The sequence below is a fragment of the Marinomonas pontica genome (assembly GCF_026191375.1).
Taxonomy (GTDB): Bacteria; Pseudomonadota; Gammaproteobacteria; order Pseudomonadales; family Marinomonadaceae; genus Marinomonas; species Marinomonas pontica.
Window position 1 is genome coordinate 1 of sequence record NZ_JAODTL010000050.1, and the last position, 13,992, is coordinate 13,992.

Here is a 13,992-nt window from a genome sequence, read left to right on the forward strand (position 1 = left end):
ATGATGCCAGCCAAGCTGTTGGTGTACGCAACCGGCCACGGAGACAAACCGCGAATTTGACGTTCGATCAATTCTACAGACTGGGACCAATTTACATTGCCTTCTTGCTTAGTAAGTTTCGCGGCGTAGCAAGTGACACTGTCGTCTTGTTGTTCTGTTACCAAGGTGCCTGCTTTGAATTTTTCGAGTGCGTCAATCAATGCACTGCCACCCAGAACAGCCAAGCGATCGTGCAGCGTGGCGGATGTGTCGCTGGGCTTGATGTCGCAATGCGCTTTGAGCAGCATATCGCCTGTGTCCAAGCCCACATCCATTTGCATGATAGTAATGCCTGTTTCAATATCGCCGGCCATCAGAGCACGGTGAATAGGCGCCGCGCCACGCCAGCGTGGTAATAAAGAAGCGTGCACGTTGATGCAGCCAAATTTGGGGGTATCCAGTACCACTTTCGGCAGAATAATCCCGTAAGCGGCCACGATCATAAGATCCGCATTGAGCGCCGCCAGTTGTGCTTTGTCTTCGTCAAGCTTGAAATTGAGCGGCTGAAAAACAGGAATATCATTGGCAATGGCCCGTTGCTTAACTGGGCTCTGAACCAATTTTTGGCCGCGACCTGCTGGGCGATCTGGTTGCGTGTACACGCCGACGAGTTCATAGTGATTGTCCGCTTTAGCGTCTAAAAGCGCCTGTAGGCTGGCGGCGGCAAATTCGGGGGTGCCTGCAAAAACAATACGAAGTGGTGAGGTTGGCATAGGGATTCCTTAACAAAAAATCAGGCCAAAGCCTGATTTTATAAAACGTTGTAATGATCTAAGGCAAAACCAGACGTATCGGTTTAGCCTTGTTTTTGTGCCAGCTTGTGGGCTTTTTCTAGTTTGCTTTGATGCGGTTGCGCTTCAATGGTGACAAATAATCGACCATAAGCTTGCCATCAAGATGGTCAACTTCGTGCTGAACACAAACTGCCATCAATTCGTCAACGTCCAACGCGAAGGGTTTACCATGTCGGTCTAATGCTTTTACTCGCACTTTGGCGGCACGGTAAATGTGTTCGTAAAACCCCGGAACCGACAAGCAGCCTTCTTGGAATTCGTTTGGCTCGTCGTCCAACACTTCAAACTCTGGGTTAATGAACACAATGGGTTCGTTACGCTCTTCAGAGAAATCCATCACCACAAGACGGTAATGGTAATCCACTTGTGTGGCCGCCAACCCCAAGCCATTTTCGTCGTACATGGTGTCTAGCATGTCGTCGATTTGAGTTTGCAGTGCGTCAGTGAATTCAGTAATGGGCTTCGCAACTTTGCGTAAGCGGTTGTCTGGGTATTCGAGTACAGTTAAAACAGCCATGATCTTTTCCAACGATGTGTCTTTGTTCATGAGAGGAGACGCTCTCTCCTGCTCTTTATATTGACTCTATTGTAACGCAAGTCACGCTGTTGAGCAGTCTTCTCATGGCGGTTTTTTGGTCAATATGATTGAATAGACTTCATAGCCACAGACTATGCGTAGATGGCTTTGTGTTTTTTAGACTCGCTTGGGCAAGGAATGCCCGATAAATACCCACAAGGAAGCTGCTTATTATGCCCACTGCTAATACCACGGGGTTGTCGTCGACGGATTGGTTGTGCCTGAGTTTTTTGGAAGGCATTGGCCCATCACGACTATCCCGTCTTTGTACTTTACCTCGGTCAATTGAACCAACCGCCGTCATTGAGCCTCAAGCATCATTCGGATAGCTTGTCTTTGTTTGATGATTCCACGTCAGCCGACACCATCACTTATGATTTGCTAATAGCGTTAAAATGGCCACCCATTACGGCTCGCCAAGCGATGGCGTATTTGTCGGATGGAAGCCTTACCAAGGAGCAAGAAACCAAGCGTGATGACACCTTAATGTGGTTAGCGGAGAGTCACCATCATCTTGTTCGCCAAGAAGACGACACTTACCCAGAGGCGCTGAAAGAGATCGGTGTTGCCCCTGCATTTTTGTATGTGAAAGGCCAGTGTGACGTATTGGCATTGCCAAAAATAGGCATCGTTGGCGCCCGAAAATGCACTCGTCATGGACGCGATGCCACGTTTCAATTTGCTGAGCAATTGTCGTCACGGGGGATTTGTGTGGTGAGCGGTGGTGCCATGGGCGTAGATACGGCGGCTCACCAAGGCGCGTTGCACAGCGCAACAACACCAACCATTGCGGTCATGCGGAACTGGTTTGCAGCATGTCTATCCCAATCACTGATCGTGGATTATTTGAAGACATACTTGCCCAAGGCGGAGCCTTGATAAGTGAATACCCACTCAACGACCAGCCCTCGCCCTCACCTCTTTCCGCCACGCAATAGAATCATCAGCGGGTTGAGTATGGGCGTATTGGTGGCGGAGGCATCGATCAAAAGCGGCTCCTTGATCAGCGCCAGTTATGCTATCCAGCAAAACCGAGAAGTCTTTGCCATGCCTGGGCGATTGACGGATCCTCAGTCGGAAGGCTGTCACCAATTACTCCGCCAAGGTGCGACTTTGGTGCGTCATGTAGACGATATTTTAGCGGAGTGTTCGCCTTCGTTAACGGCGTATGATCAAGACAAAATGCCTTCTGCTTCAGCGTCGTTGCATGCTTCCTATCATGCCTTGCCGGAGTCGTCCTCCAGTGACGCCAAAGCGCTGGCCATATTAATGGAGAAGGACGGAGCGCCGATGGATTTTGATGCCTTGATTCGCCAAAGTAACCTGGATGCAGGCATCATGATGCAGGTGTTAATGGAGTTGGAATTGTCAGGCTGCGTGGAAAATCGAGAAGGCCTTTATAGTCGTATTTGACCGACCTTCTTGTATTTATTCTATGCCGCTAAAGATGTCTTTTTTAAGCTGCTTGATATCGCGACGTTCTTTTTTGTTTGGCTTGTGGTCGGACATGATACGGCCACCAAAGGACTTGTTTTCGAGGGCGCGTTTTTCACGTTTTGCAATCGACTCAGGTGTTTCCTCGTAAAGCAATTGCGCTTCGGGGGCGCCACGGCGCTGTTCGCTGATGGCTTTGATTTCGACGACTCTTTCATCCCAGCCGAGACGAATGCCAATTAAGGCGCCAATTTCCACATTTCGGCTGGCTTTGCCTTTGCTGCCGTTGTAAGACACCTTGCCACCATCAATGGCGTCTTTACAAAGTGAACGAGTTTTATAAAAACGTGCGGCCCAAAGCCACTTATCTAAACGAACGGCTTGTGGTGCCGACTGCTTTTCTGGTTTACTCATAAAGAATGCGTTGACCCTATTCTGTTGTCATATTTGAGGCTGTTATGCAGGACGTTAGTAGACACCCAATTTTCCAAGCTCTTCACAAAATAATACACGATGCTGCCGACGCGATCATGGATATTTATCAACGCGCCGATTTGGGTATCGAGCAAAAAAAAGATGATAGTCCTGTTACGGCGGCTGACCTTGCGGCTCATAAGGTCATTCTAGCAGGTTTGCAAACACTTACACCTGACATTCCAGTGTTGTCTGAAGAAGGCGTGGTGGCGTTCGAAGAACGCTCTAAATGGCCCATGCTATGGATCGTCGATCCTCTGGATGGCACCAAAGAATTCATTAAGCGCAATGGTGAATTTAGCATCAACATCGCGTTAGTGGAAAACGGCGCGCCGATTCTTGGCGTGGTGTATTTGCCGACCACAACGGAAGGCTATTTTGGTGTCACCAAAGCATGGAAAGAGCTGCCTGTTGGCGCGGTAAAATGGCAAGGTGATGAATACGAAAGCATCAATGTTCGTGAACCGCGTGAACCCATTATTGCCATGACAAGCCGTAGCCACGGCCCTGCGCTTCCTGCGTCATTGAAAAACAAATTGAAACTGACGTACGAACAAGTTCGAGAACTCCCAAAAGGCAGCTCAATAAAAGGCTGCCGAATTGCCGAAGGGATTGCCGATTTGCATCTACGCCGCGGCCCGACCAGTGAATGGGACACCGCCGCTCAGCAAGCCATCATTGAAGCCGCTGGCGGAATGCTCGTTACTCCGGAGGGTAAACCGTTTCGTTATAACCAAAGAGAAACCCTACTCAACGGCCACTTCTTTGTATCGGGTGCTGAACTTGCCCCGTTTGTAATGAATTGGTATTTAGAAAATGAGGAAGAAGAGTAACGCTTACTCTGCTTCCCAGACCATTTCCATCAAGATGTATAAGTCAGCGGATGATTCACTCCGCTGTTAAGACGATGAATAATGCGCGCCTGCGCTCGCTTGATAAAATCCCTTTGCATCGGCTGAGTAAAAGATCGCGCGATGGCAACCGTCCCTACCAGCGATACGACGGTTTCTTCCGCTAAGACTTCCGCCTCTTCACTGCCACGTTTTTTTAAAATCGTCGCCAGTCGTTCCACTAAGCTGTCAAAGCAAGCTTGGTAGGCTTGGCGTACTTTCTCTTCTTTATGCGCCGCATCCGTGACTAAGAACTCCAAAGGCGATGGATGATCTTTGTCGTTTTTAGTCCAGCTCAAATACCTCGCGACTAAGGCTTTTAAGTGTGTTTCTTTGTTCTCGGTTTGCTTGTCGTCCCGCGCCCAAAATGCATTCGATGTGGCGAATTGCATCGCGGCTTCGTACAGGCTGCTTTTCCCCGAAAAGTGGGCATAGAAGGCGCCGTGGGTCATGTTGGCCTTCTTCATGATTTGAGTCAGCGTGACGCGATCAAAACCATGGGAGCAAAATAACTTGGCGGCCGCTTGCAAAATTCGCTGGCGAGTTTGTTCTTTGTGTTGTGGCGTATAGGGCATAACGAAGCTCCTGAACGGATAGTAAACCCATTGTACAAGGGTGTTTAAATATTATCTTGATCATATAAAGACTCACTCTAGCATGGCTCTTTTCTTTCTGCTGAAATTAAAGAGGATGAACCATGTCGCTTAAAGAACGTATTGTGATAACAGGAATGGGCATTGTCTCGCCATTGGGCGTAGGTGTCGCATCGGTTTGGGACCGTTTGATTCGCGGTGAATCCGGTGTTCGTGCCCTACCAATGGAAATGACTGAAGGGCTTTCAACCCATATTGCCGGTCAAGTCCCCAGCCATCACGAGCAAGACAACGGTTTAGATGAATCGGACTATCTGTCCCCTAAAGATCGTAAACGTGTAGATCTGTTTACCTTATTTGCTTTGGCTGCCGCCGAAGAAGCGTTAACCCAAGCCAATTGGCGACCTACAACGGCGGAAGACCAAGAAGCCACTGCCACCATCATTGCAACAGGCATTGGTGGCTTGCCGACCATCACGCATGCGCACTCTATTTTGAAGGAGCAAGGCGCTCGACGTTTGTCGCCTTTCACGGTTCCTGCGTTTCTTGCCAATCTAGCAGCGGGTAACGTTTCGATTAAATACGGTTTTAAAGGGCCGATTGGCACACCAGTAACCGCGTGTGCAGCGGGTGTACAAGCGATTGGTGACGCAATGCGTCTGCTGCGTACGGGAGAAGCGAAAGTGGCTCTAGCGGGCGGTACCGAAGCCTGTATCGATCCCTTGTCTTTGGCGGGCTTTGGTGCTTTGAAGGCATTGTCTACACGCAATGATGACCCAGCAAAAGCGTCTCGTCCTTTTGATAAAGACCGTGAAGGTTTTGTCATGGGCGAAGGCGCTGGCTTGGTCGTACTAGAAACCCTTGAACATGCGCTAGCACGAGGCGCGACACCATTGGCGGAAATAGTGGGTTACGGCACCAGTGCGGATGCTTACCATCTGACATCGGGGCCAGAAAGTGGCGAAGGTGCGGCTCGCGCTATGCAAACGGCGCTCAACATGGCAGGTATTTCGGCTGATCAGATTGGCTATGTGAATGCTCATGCGACATCGACGCCTGTTGGGGATCGTGGGGAGATTAATGCCCTACGCCGTGTGTTTGGTGAAAAAGTCACAGACGTAGCAATCTCTTCGACGAAATCGGCGACGGGTCATTTGCTTGGTGCGGCCGGTGGCGTGGAAACCATTTTCAGTGCTCAGGCGCTAATGTCAGGTATCTTGCCTCCGACGCTCAACCTTGAAAATCCAGAAGACACCATGGCCGATTTGGATCTTATCCCATTGGTTTCACGTGAAAAAAGAGTCGAGTACGTGCTGTGTAATGGCTTTGGTTTTGGCGGTGTAAACGCAGCGATTATCTTGAAGCGTTATTAACCTACGTAAACCACCGAGCAAACTGAAATAAAAAAGGCGACTCCATTGGAATGAGTCGCCTTTTATTATCGCTGCTTTTTTCTGTATTGCTGTTAGCCATCCATTAGTTGGTTAGGTAACCAAGTAACAAGCTCTGGGAACATCATCACGATGACAAGAACCAAGAGTTTTAACAGCACAAATGGTGTAATGGATTTGTAGATATCCAACATGGTGATGCCCGGAGGCGCGATGCCTTTTAGGTAGAATAAGGCAAAACCATAAGGCGGCGTTTGTACGGCGATCTCAATGTTAAGAATCATTAAGATACCAAACCAAATCGGATCATAGCCAAGCGACACAGCAATCGGTGTGAAGATAGGCGCACACATTAGGACGATGATAAATTCATCGATAATGAAGCCCAGCAATAACATGATCAATTGGAACAACATGATGACGACAATCGGTGGTAAACCCAAATCTTGGGTGAAACCAGCGACCATGTTTTGCACGCCCATCAGCAAATGGAAGTTACTGAACACGGACGCACCAACGATAATCCACATGGCCACACTGACCAGCAATGCGGCTTGCATTCCCGCTTTTTGTACCATGCGTGGTTTGAAGCGTTTAAAGAAAATCGCCAGAACAATCGCGCCAACCACACCGATAGCACCGGATTCTGTTGGTGTCGCAATGCCCATGATAATACTGCCAAGTACCGCAACGATCAGCAGCAGAGATAATATGCCATCACGCGCGGTGAGGAACTTCTCTTTTGGTGTTGGCTGTACTTCAGGCACCACATCCATCGGCGCACGCTTAGGGTTCAATTTACATGAAATTACCACATAAGCGATCAGCAAAATGATGGTGATCAGCGCTGGAATCAAGGCACCGATAAACATGCGCCCTACTGAGTTTTGTGTAGACGATGCAAACATGATCATTGGAATGCTAGGTGGAATCAAAATACCCAAGCCACCGCCGGCCATAATAACGCCAAGTGCGAGGCGTTTATCGTAACCACGCTCCAACATGGGACGCAGTGCGATACTGCCCGATGTCATGATACCCGCACCGATGATGCCGACCATGGCGCCGATCATAGAACACACCACGATGACGCTAATCGCCAATGAACCGCGCACACGGCCAATCAACATTTGGCTGGCGTTAAACATGGCATCGCCAATGCCGGAACGAGTCAGTAATTGCCCCATGTAAATATACAAAGGTATGGCTAGCAGGATGAAACTAAAATGTGTCGACTCAAGCGTAGTGGGAATAACGTTAAAAAGCGCATCGCCCCAAGTCATGTAACCTATGCCCATGGCAATACCGCCAAGCGCCAAACCAACAGGCGCACCTAAGGCAAACGACGCGATGATGCAGGCAAAGAGAATGCCTGTTAATAATTCAATGCTAATCATTGTGCGCTTTCCTCTTGTTCGGACGGTGCTTTTGGCAACAAAGGTTTGCCAGTAATGGCTTGGTGTAAGGAATCAATCCAATCGCTGGAAAGCTGTAAAATAAGCAGCACACTGGCAATGGCCATCATTAACCAATAATGATGCATGTGCGGAGCCCATTCACTTTGACGTCGATAGTTAAACTGGAGCGCTTCTTCAAACTTACCTATGCTCATTTTGCAAACGATCACCATGAAGAACATGGCAAGGGCGAATGAAAATAGGTTAAATATGCTTTTCGTCCGAGCTGAAACTTTGTTGTAAAGGATATCCACATTGATGTGAGCGCGTTGCTGTTGAGCATAAGCACCGCCTAATGCCGCAATATAGCCAAAGATAAATAAAGAGGTGTCGTAGGCCCAAATAGTCGGACTGTCTAAGAGGTAACGAGAGAAAACCTCGAACGCAACGACAAAGGCTAATACTGGCATAAGATAGGAAACGGAATTCCCAATGAAAGCCACCAACGCGTGGACTCCAAGACAATAGCGCCTAATCGCAGTCATTATCATTGTTTTGTACCTGTCAGGATGAATCGGAAAAAGTAAAACGGCCTTCTTAATGAAGGCCGTTTTAGTTATTGCTGAGTCAATTATTTCTGTTCTTTGCGTAGAACGTCAATCAACTCTTTGCTGTATTTGTCTGCAGCGGCGTACTCATCCCAAAGTTTAGAACCCGCGTCTTTCCATGCGGCTTTGTCGGCAGCACTTGGCTCAGGGCTCCACTGAAGACCTTTTGCTTCCATGTCCGCAACGGCTTCAGATTCCCAAAGTTTAGACTTGGTCATTTGCTCTTGTGCGTGAACCGTTGTTGCGGCTTTTACAATCGCTTGTAGGTCAGCTGGTAGTTTGTTCCAAGCGCTTTGGTTCACGATAATAGGTAACACTTGTGCGCCAGCTAGTGGAAGTGGGTACATGTATTTCGCTACTTCAACGTGGTTGCCGTCGCGGTGATCGATCATGTTAGATCCGATAGAACCGTCGATTACACCAGTAGATAAAGACGTGTAAATTTCAGACCAAGCAAGTGACACCGGAGAAGCGCCTAGGTTGCGAAGGAACTTACCGTATGCGCCTGGTGCACGAATTTTCAAACCTTGGAAATCAGCAACAGAGTTGATTGGCTCTTTAGTGATAACGTAAACCGCTGGCTGAATGTAAGGGTCAAGCCAAACTAGACCTTGTTCGCCGTACGCTTTTTTAAGGATTGGCGCCCAGCCTTTTTGTTGGAACAAGGTTGTCAGTTCACCAACGTCGCTTGTGCCACCTGGTAGACCGATCTCAACCAAGCCTGCTGGCAGTTCGCCTGCGTTCAAAGATTGGAAAGTCGCACCCATGGTGATTAGGCCTGTTTTCACGGCACCAAAAATACCAGAAGAACCCACACCTTCACCATCGTACAATACTTGTACTTTGATGCGGCCGTCAGACATAGTCTCAATGTTTTTTGCCAAATCTTCGTACACAGCACCGAAGGCAGAGCCACGGCTGTATAGGTTGGCAAAGCGCCAGTTATAGTCAGCGGCCTGAGCGGCGGAAGAAGCCATTACGCCAAGACCTAAAGTGACTGCTAGAGAACTCGCCACCAATCGTTTTTTTACTTTTAGTATCGTATTAATCATTGAGCTACCTCGAGAGCAAAAAGTGCATAAAAAGATCACGTCTGACTGACGCGATAACTTGTGTTCGATACTTTCAAAAAGGCTTCGTGCGTTAAAGCACGCAAAATCTATCTAAAGTTTTGTGGGTATCAAACAATCAAAAAATTCAAAAGCCCTTAAAAATCAGGCTACTAAGGGAAATGGCCGCACTCAAATTGCGCGCAACGCACAATATTGGTGCAAATTAATGTTGAAGGTGGCTCATCAATAACGTGACGTTATTTTATCTATAATGTTGAAAACGTGCACTTTTTTTACCTTTTTAGAGAAACGACCGTTCTCCTCGAACAATACGGCAAGCCCGCACCAATTTTGTGCGGGATTTTGCTCGATAGCGAGTTTGCTCCTAAAAAGTCGCTCTATGCGACGTCAAAGCCTTGTATCTGGTTCGCCAATTCTTTTGTTTGGTGGTGAACATTTTTATTGGCCATCTGAATTGACTGAGTTGCAATGTGATTGTCTTTGATGTCGTGAGCGATGATGTCCATGTCTTGCGCCATCTGTGCCGTCGTCAGAGCCACCTCATGGATCGCTTGGGTGATTTCTTGCGTGTTGTTCATTGCTTCTAGGGTGTTCTTCTCGATTTGATGAATGGTGATGACCGCGTGTTCGCCTTGTTCCTTGCTGCGTTCTACTTTGGTTAAGCTTAGGTTCATGGCATCGATAACCGCTTGGGTTTCTTTTTGAATGTTTTCCACTTTTGCCGTGATATCACCGGACGCTTTCACGGTTTGTTCGGACAAGGTTTTTACCTCGTCAGCCACAACGGCAAAGCCCCGCCCTGCTTCACCGGCGCGAGCGGCTTCAATCGCTGCGTTTAACGCCAGCAAACTGGTTTGTTCAGCAACACCGACGATAAGTTCGATGACGACGTCAATTTCTTTCGACAGCGCTCCCAATCGTGCCACGCGCTCATTGGTGTCTTGAATGGTATTCGCCACATCACTGATGCTGGACATGGCGTCACGCATAACATTGACCCCGCTGGTCGCCGATTCATACGCGAGGTTCGCCACACCTTGAACCGCTTGCGTCATGGTTTGTACCGTGTCGGCGGTCGCTGAAATTTCTTCTGTCGAAGCGGCTAAGGTGTTGCTGCGATCTCGAATGCGTTCGCTGCCGCTGACAATGATTTGAATGCCACTGTCTAATTCATCCGCACTGATGACCAGCTTCTCGTTGCTGTTCATTAAGTGGCCAATCAATAAACGCAAATCGTGGGACATTTGATTGGTGGCAATAAATAACTGCTGGAACTCGTCAGGGTTTTGGTTTGGTAGATGTTGTGGACGAGGTCGGAGTTTGCCTTGCGCCACCTCTTTTAGTACCACTAAGACAGCGTTCAAATTACGGTTCAAAGAGCGAATTACCGTCGTCAGCACAAGGCCGATGGCCAGTGCCAGCAAAATACAAGCAATTACCAATGATTGTCTGGCTTGTTGAGCCGTTTCTAAGGATTGAGCTTGAGCATTGGCGAGTAAGGTGTTCTGCAAATACGCCGCACTTGCGTCCATGGACTGAGTGTATTGATTGCTTAATAAGGCCAATGTTTTATGTTGCGCTTGGATTTTAATGGACAGCGCGATCACGGGGGACAAGGCGTCTTCATAGGTCTGGATCATAGGGTTAAATACGTCGCCGAAGCCGATGTTATCGACGTTTGTTTTTAGGGCTTGGATAGCGGACTGCAGTGCGACTTGATGTTCGGCATCGCTGTAAGCTAGGAAGTCTTTTTCCTTGGCTCTGACTTCTTTAAAACTGGATGCAAAACTTGCTAAGGCTTTGAGCTGTTCCGCAAGCGCGTGTGCCGATTGATTCAGTGCGCCTAACAGCCCTTGTTCACTGCTTAGACCCAATTCGATAAGGTCTTGCACGTTACTTTCGAGCGCAGACAAGTATTCTGGTTGTAAGGTTTGGCTGGTCGCTAAGAGTGCCTTGCCTTTTTGGTCTATCAAGTCCTGTTGAATGGAAAAACCAGCCGCTGTGTTTTGCTTGATGGTGTCCAATGTGTGCTGGAGAAGGTCAACATTGGCGGGCGACAAGGCCGCCATTTCTCGCTCAAACTTCAGAAAGGCGATCTCGACTTCTTTGACCTGGGTCGTCAGACGATTTAATTCACTGGCGTTATTTGACGCGTTGGAAATTTGGGACAAGTTATAAACCGAATACGCCCCGAATCCCGCGTAGCCCACGCTGACAAGTACAACGATAGCAATCAGCTTTTGACGAACAGATAACGCAATAGGCATAGCAATCCCCTGTGGATCCTTTTCTACGACAAAAAAAGCCTGTTCATCTTATCAAGACAAACAGGCCAAAAAAAACGAGCTGGAAGAACAACATTCAGACGAGCAGTCAGCCTGAATTTGTAAGGTATAACCAAGCGGCTACCGCTTATCTGGGAGATTAAGCAGCGCAACCATTCATTCGCTGCTTGCGTGGTAACCGACCTTTGTAACCATAAAGAAGCAGAAAGAGGGATGAAAGAGGAATAAATCAATGTAAAGTTAGATAATCAACGAACTAAATTACGACAGTCATTTATAACGGTGCGGCGGACAGTCGTCGTATCATAGCCATTACGTGTATCGCGCAAACGAATATTGGTTTCATAGCTTCGTAAGAATAAAATGCATGTCGGTACGGATGGAGAAAGGCAATGAATGTACAAAACTATTCACTGGGTCAGGTCGGTGATTATGAAATTAAGCAGCTAAAAGTCTTTAAAACGGTCGTGGATTGCGGTGGCTTTTCGGCGGCTGAAACCTCTCTGAACATTGGTCGATCAACCATCAGCCTGCATATTTCCAATCTAGAAGCGCGCTTAAACCTTGTACTGTGTAAACGTGGACGCGGCGGTTTTTCTCTGACAGAAGAAGGCGTCATTATTTACAAAATGACTGAAAACCTTCTGGAATCACTGGATGCGTTTCGCACGACAGTAAACAACTTAAATGCCAGCCTCACCGGCAAATTGCGTCTTGCTCTTTCCGACAAAGTCAGCCTTGACCCTCGTAGCCATTTCCCTGAATTGATTCAACGTTTCTCTACCGAAGCCCCAGAAGTCCTGATCACCACCAACGTGTCTTCGATGTCCAATATCGAACGCATGATATTGAACGACGAAGCCGACATTGGGTTCATTCCCTATCATCGTAAGTTGGACGGCTTAAGCTACGTGCATTTATACAGCGATGACTGCTACCTTTATTGCGGTAAAGATCATCCTTTAGCGACGATGTCAGTGGCAGACCAAGAAGTGCAAGCGGATCAGTTCCCAGCAACTCATGCCGGTTTAAAGCCGCACGAAGCGGTCAGTGAACAAATTTCGCAAATGAATTTAACGGCAATTTCGTATTTCTACGACAGTCGCCTAGCACTGATTTTATCGGGTCGATACATCGGCTTCTTGCCTAAGCTCTACGCTGAACCGTATGTCACATCGGGAAAAATAGTTGCTGTCGCGCCAGAGCAACGCTCTTATACGCTCGGTGTGGCGGTGATTTGCAAGAAAACCACGCAACCCAATAAACCCCGTGAACTGTTTCTCAAGGTATTACGTCAAACGGTCGAAGAATTGATGGTCGCTCCGTATTGAGCGCAGATCAGTATGGCGACTTTGTTGGTCCGGATCAGAACCAAAACGATGAATGGCGATCTATACTTTAAATGCTTCTTTGCTTTCATGTGCGAATAAACAGGCGACTATTATGAAAAAAGTACTCGTGTTGGCGTCCGCTTTACTCACTGCATTATCAGCCAATGCCTCGTCAGTAAGCGTGGCGTTGGATACGGCTCCAGACAGAGAGAATTCGGGAACATATCGCTATGTTGATAATTTACTTCAATCCTTGAATGATAAGGGCTGGCAAACCGAATCTTATCCGCGTAATTCTGTGGGCGACGAAAGTACGCGCCTTAATAAAGTTCGCGCTGGAACGCTGGATATTTCTATGTCCCAGTATTCCTCTGCGGCGCAATTTGTGCCTGAAATGCAGGTTTTGCAACTCCCCTATACGTTTATCAATACAGACCACCAATATAATTTTTTCGTCAACAGTGGCTATTTAGACAGTATAAACCGTCGTTTGAGCAGCGAAGGATTGCGTGTATTGGCGGTGATTCCAACGGGCGGCTTCTTGGGGATTTTCAATAACGAGTACCCGGTGAAAACCGTTGCTGACATGTCTGGGTTACGAATGAGGCACTGGATACGAATCAGCTGACTATTTTTCAAATGATGGGCGCATCGGGAGTATTGATTCCGTTTTCTGAAGTACCGAATGCGTTGCGTCTTGGTATTGCCGATGGTTACTTAAATGCGTCTCCTGTTCCTATCATCTTTAAACACACTGAATTACTGAAATATTTCACCGATGCTAAAGTGATGATGTCCGCACGCCTCGTCTTAGCGTCGCAATATTGGTGGGACAATTTGACCAAGGAGGAAAAAGCGCAATTTTCTGCGTCGTCAATTGAGGCACAAAAGGAAGTTTTCCAATGGGTGAATCAGTCTGAAGAAGCCCACCACAAAGCATTAATGGCGGCTGGCATGGAGGTTTATCAACCCACAGAAGAGGATTTGCTGACTTTCAAATCGGCGGTGGCAACCATGAACCAAAAGGTCAAAGGTGTGCCGTTTGAACGTGTTGTGTTGCTGCAAAAAATGGTCAGTGATTACCGACCCAACAACTAGTCTGTGAT

At 47.8% G+C, this 13,992-nt stretch carries 14 protein-coding genes and 1 pseudogene; 7 read left to right on the forward strand and 8 right to left on the reverse strand.

The window, feature by feature from the left end; genetic code table 11:
• Window positions 1-752: methionyl-tRNA formyltransferase (fmt, locus tag N5P32_RS13555; protein ID WP_265729566.1), on the reverse strand; the 752-nt coding region annotated here is incomplete at its 3' end.
• A 118-nt stretch (window positions 753-870) separates the two neighbouring features.
• Window positions 871-1,350: a peptide deformylase gene (gene def / locus N5P32_RS13560; RefSeq protein ID WP_265729567.1), complete on the reverse strand. Its 480-nt coding sequence runs from the start codon at window positions 1,348-1,350 to the stop codon at window positions 871-873.
• A gap of 546 nt (window positions 1,351-1,896) precedes the next feature.
• Here def and N5P32_RS13565 point away from each other — a divergent pair.
• Both N5P32_RS13565 and N5P32_RS13570 read left to right on the forward strand, forming a co-directional pair.
• A pseudogene (locus N5P32_RS13565) lies at window positions 1,897-2,472 on the forward strand (DNA-processing protein DprA); the annotation flags it as partial.
• Window positions 2,473-2,679: 207 nt separating this feature from the next.
• Window positions 2,680-2,823 (forward strand): DprA-like winged helix domain-containing protein, encoded by a 144-nt coding sequence (locus tag N5P32_RS13570; RefSeq protein ID WP_409371108.1) that lies wholly within the window; start codon window positions 2,680-2,682, stop codon window positions 2,821-2,823.
• Between the two features lie 15 nt (window positions 2,824-2,838).
• Here N5P32_RS13570 and N5P32_RS13575 read toward each other — a convergent pair whose 3' ends face one another.
• Window positions 2,839-3,258 (reverse strand): RNA-binding S4 domain-containing protein, encoded by a 420-nt coding sequence (locus tag N5P32_RS13575; RefSeq protein WP_265729568.1) that lies wholly within the window; start codon window positions 3,256-3,258, stop codon window positions 2,839-2,841.
• Between the two features lie 44 nt (window positions 3,259-3,302).
• Here N5P32_RS13575 and cysQ point away from each other — a divergent pair, with 44 nt between their 5' ends.
• Window positions 3,303-4,151: a 3'(2'),5'-bisphosphate nucleotidase CysQ gene (gene cysQ / locus N5P32_RS13580; protein WP_265729569.1), complete on the forward strand. Its 849-nt coding sequence runs from the start codon at window positions 3,303-3,305 to the stop codon at window positions 4,149-4,151.
• A 29-nt stretch (window positions 4,152-4,180) separates the two neighbouring features.
• Here the strand turns inward: cysQ and N5P32_RS13585 are convergent, their stop codons facing one another.
• On the reverse strand, window positions 4,181-4,783 hold the full coding sequence (locus tag N5P32_RS13585) for a TetR/AcrR family transcriptional regulator (protein WP_265729570.1): 603 nt from the start codon (window positions 4,781-4,783) through the stop codon (window positions 4,181-4,183).
• A 122-nt stretch (window positions 4,784-4,905) separates the two neighbouring features.
• Here N5P32_RS13585 and fabF point away from each other — a divergent pair, with 122 nt between their 5' ends.
• On the forward strand, window positions 4,906-6,174 hold the full coding sequence (gene fabF, locus N5P32_RS13590) for a beta-ketoacyl-ACP synthase II (RefSeq protein WP_265729571.1): 1,269 nt from the start codon (window positions 4,906-4,908) through the stop codon (window positions 6,172-6,174).
• A 92-nt stretch (window positions 6,175-6,266) separates the two neighbouring features.
• On the opposite strand, the gene N5P32_RS13595 is transcribed toward fabF, so the two are convergent.
• The 4 genes from N5P32_RS13595 to N5P32_RS13610 form a co-directional block, all read right to left on the reverse strand.
• Window positions 6,267-7,589 (reverse strand): TRAP transporter large permease, encoded by a 1,323-nt coding sequence (locus N5P32_RS13595; RefSeq protein ID WP_265729572.1) that lies wholly within the window; start codon window positions 7,587-7,589, stop codon window positions 6,267-6,269.
• A complete protein-coding gene (locus tag N5P32_RS13600) occupies window positions 7,586-8,092 on the reverse strand; it encodes a TRAP transporter small permease subunit (protein WP_265729669.1) in 507 nt (168 codons plus the stop codon). Before N5P32_RS13600 ends, N5P32_RS13595 begins: the two co-directional genes overlap by 4 nt.
• Window positions 8,093-8,220: 128 nt before the next feature.
• Entirely contained in the window at window positions 8,221-9,249 is a 1,029-nt protein-coding gene (locus tag N5P32_RS13605) for a TRAP transporter substrate-binding protein (protein ID WP_265729573.1), read from the reverse strand.
• Between the two features lie 398 nt (window positions 9,250-9,647).
• A complete protein-coding gene (locus tag N5P32_RS13610) occupies window positions 9,648-11,537 on the reverse strand; it encodes a methyl-accepting chemotaxis protein (RefSeq protein ID WP_265729574.1) in 1,890 nt (629 codons plus the stop codon).
• A 410-nt stretch (window positions 11,538-11,947) separates the two neighbouring features.
• Between N5P32_RS13610 and N5P32_RS13615 the strand changes: the two genes are divergently transcribed.
• The 3 genes from N5P32_RS13615 (at window position 11,948) to N5P32_RS13625 (ending at window position 13,984) form a co-directional block, all read left to right on the forward strand.
• On the forward strand, window positions 11,948-12,886 hold the full coding sequence (locus tag N5P32_RS13615; protein WP_265729575.1) for a LysR family transcriptional regulator: 939 nt from the start codon (window positions 11,948-11,950) through the stop codon (window positions 12,884-12,886).
• A 112-nt stretch (window positions 12,887-12,998) separates the two neighbouring features.
• Window positions 12,999-13,514, forward strand: coding sequence for a TRAP transporter substrate-binding protein DctP (gene dctP, locus N5P32_RS13620; protein ID WP_265729576.1), 516 nt, complete (start codon window positions 12,999-13,001; stop codon window positions 13,512-13,514).
• A gap of 11 nt (window positions 13,515-13,525) precedes the next feature.
• Window positions 13,526-13,984: a TRAP transporter substrate-binding protein gene (locus N5P32_RS13625; protein WP_265729577.1), complete on the forward strand. Its 459-nt coding sequence runs from the start codon at window positions 13,526-13,528 to the stop codon at window positions 13,982-13,984.
• Window positions 13,985-13,992: the final 8 nt, after the last annotated feature.

What these genes read in the sequence shown, in the direction of transcription:
- N5P32_RS13585 (WP_265729570.1), bottom strand. Translation starts at nt 4,783, where the DNA reads ATGCCCTATACGCCACAACACAAAGAACAAACTCGCCAGCGAATTTTG.
- N5P32_RS13610 (WP_265729574.1), bottom strand. Translation starts at nt 11,537, where the DNA reads ATGCCTATTGCGTTATCTGTTCGTCAAAAGCTGATTGCTATCGTTGTA.
- def (WP_265729567.1), bottom strand. Translation starts at nt 1,350, where the DNA reads ATGGCTGTTTTAACTGTACTCGAATACCCAGACAACCGCTTACGCAAA.
- N5P32_RS13605 (WP_265729573.1), bottom strand. Translation starts at nt 9,249, where the DNA reads ATGATTAATACGATACTAAAAGTAAAAAAACGATTGGTGGCGAGTTCT.
- cysQ (WP_265729569.1), top strand. Translation starts at nt 3,303, where the DNA reads ATGCAGGACGTTAGTAGACACCCAATTTTCCAAGCTCTTCACAAAATA.
- N5P32_RS13615 (WP_265729575.1), top strand. Translation starts at nt 11,948, where the DNA reads ATGAATGTACAAAACTATTCACTGGGTCAGGTCGGTGATTATGAAATT.
- N5P32_RS13625 (WP_265729577.1), top strand. Translation starts at nt 13,526, where the DNA reads ATGATGGGCGCATCGGGAGTATTGATTCCGTTTTCTGAAGTACCGAAT.
- N5P32_RS13595 (WP_265729572.1), bottom strand. Translation starts at nt 7,589, where the DNA reads ATGATTAGCATTGAATTATTAACAGGCATTCTCTTTGCCTGCATCATC.
- N5P32_RS13575 (WP_265729568.1), bottom strand. Translation starts at nt 3,258, where the DNA reads ATGAGTAAACCAGAAAAGCAGTCGGCACCACAAGCCGTTCGTTTAGAT.
- fabF (WP_265729571.1), top strand. Translation starts at nt 4,906, where the DNA reads ATGTCGCTTAAAGAACGTATTGTGATAACAGGAATGGGCATTGTCTCG.
- dctP (WP_265729576.1), top strand. Translation starts at nt 12,999, where the DNA reads ATGAAAAAAGTACTCGTGTTGGCGTCCGCTTTACTCACTGCATTATCA.
- N5P32_RS13570 (WP_409371108.1), top strand. Translation starts at nt 2,680, where the DNA reads ATGGAGAAGGACGGAGCGCCGATGGATTTTGATGCCTTGATTCGCCAA.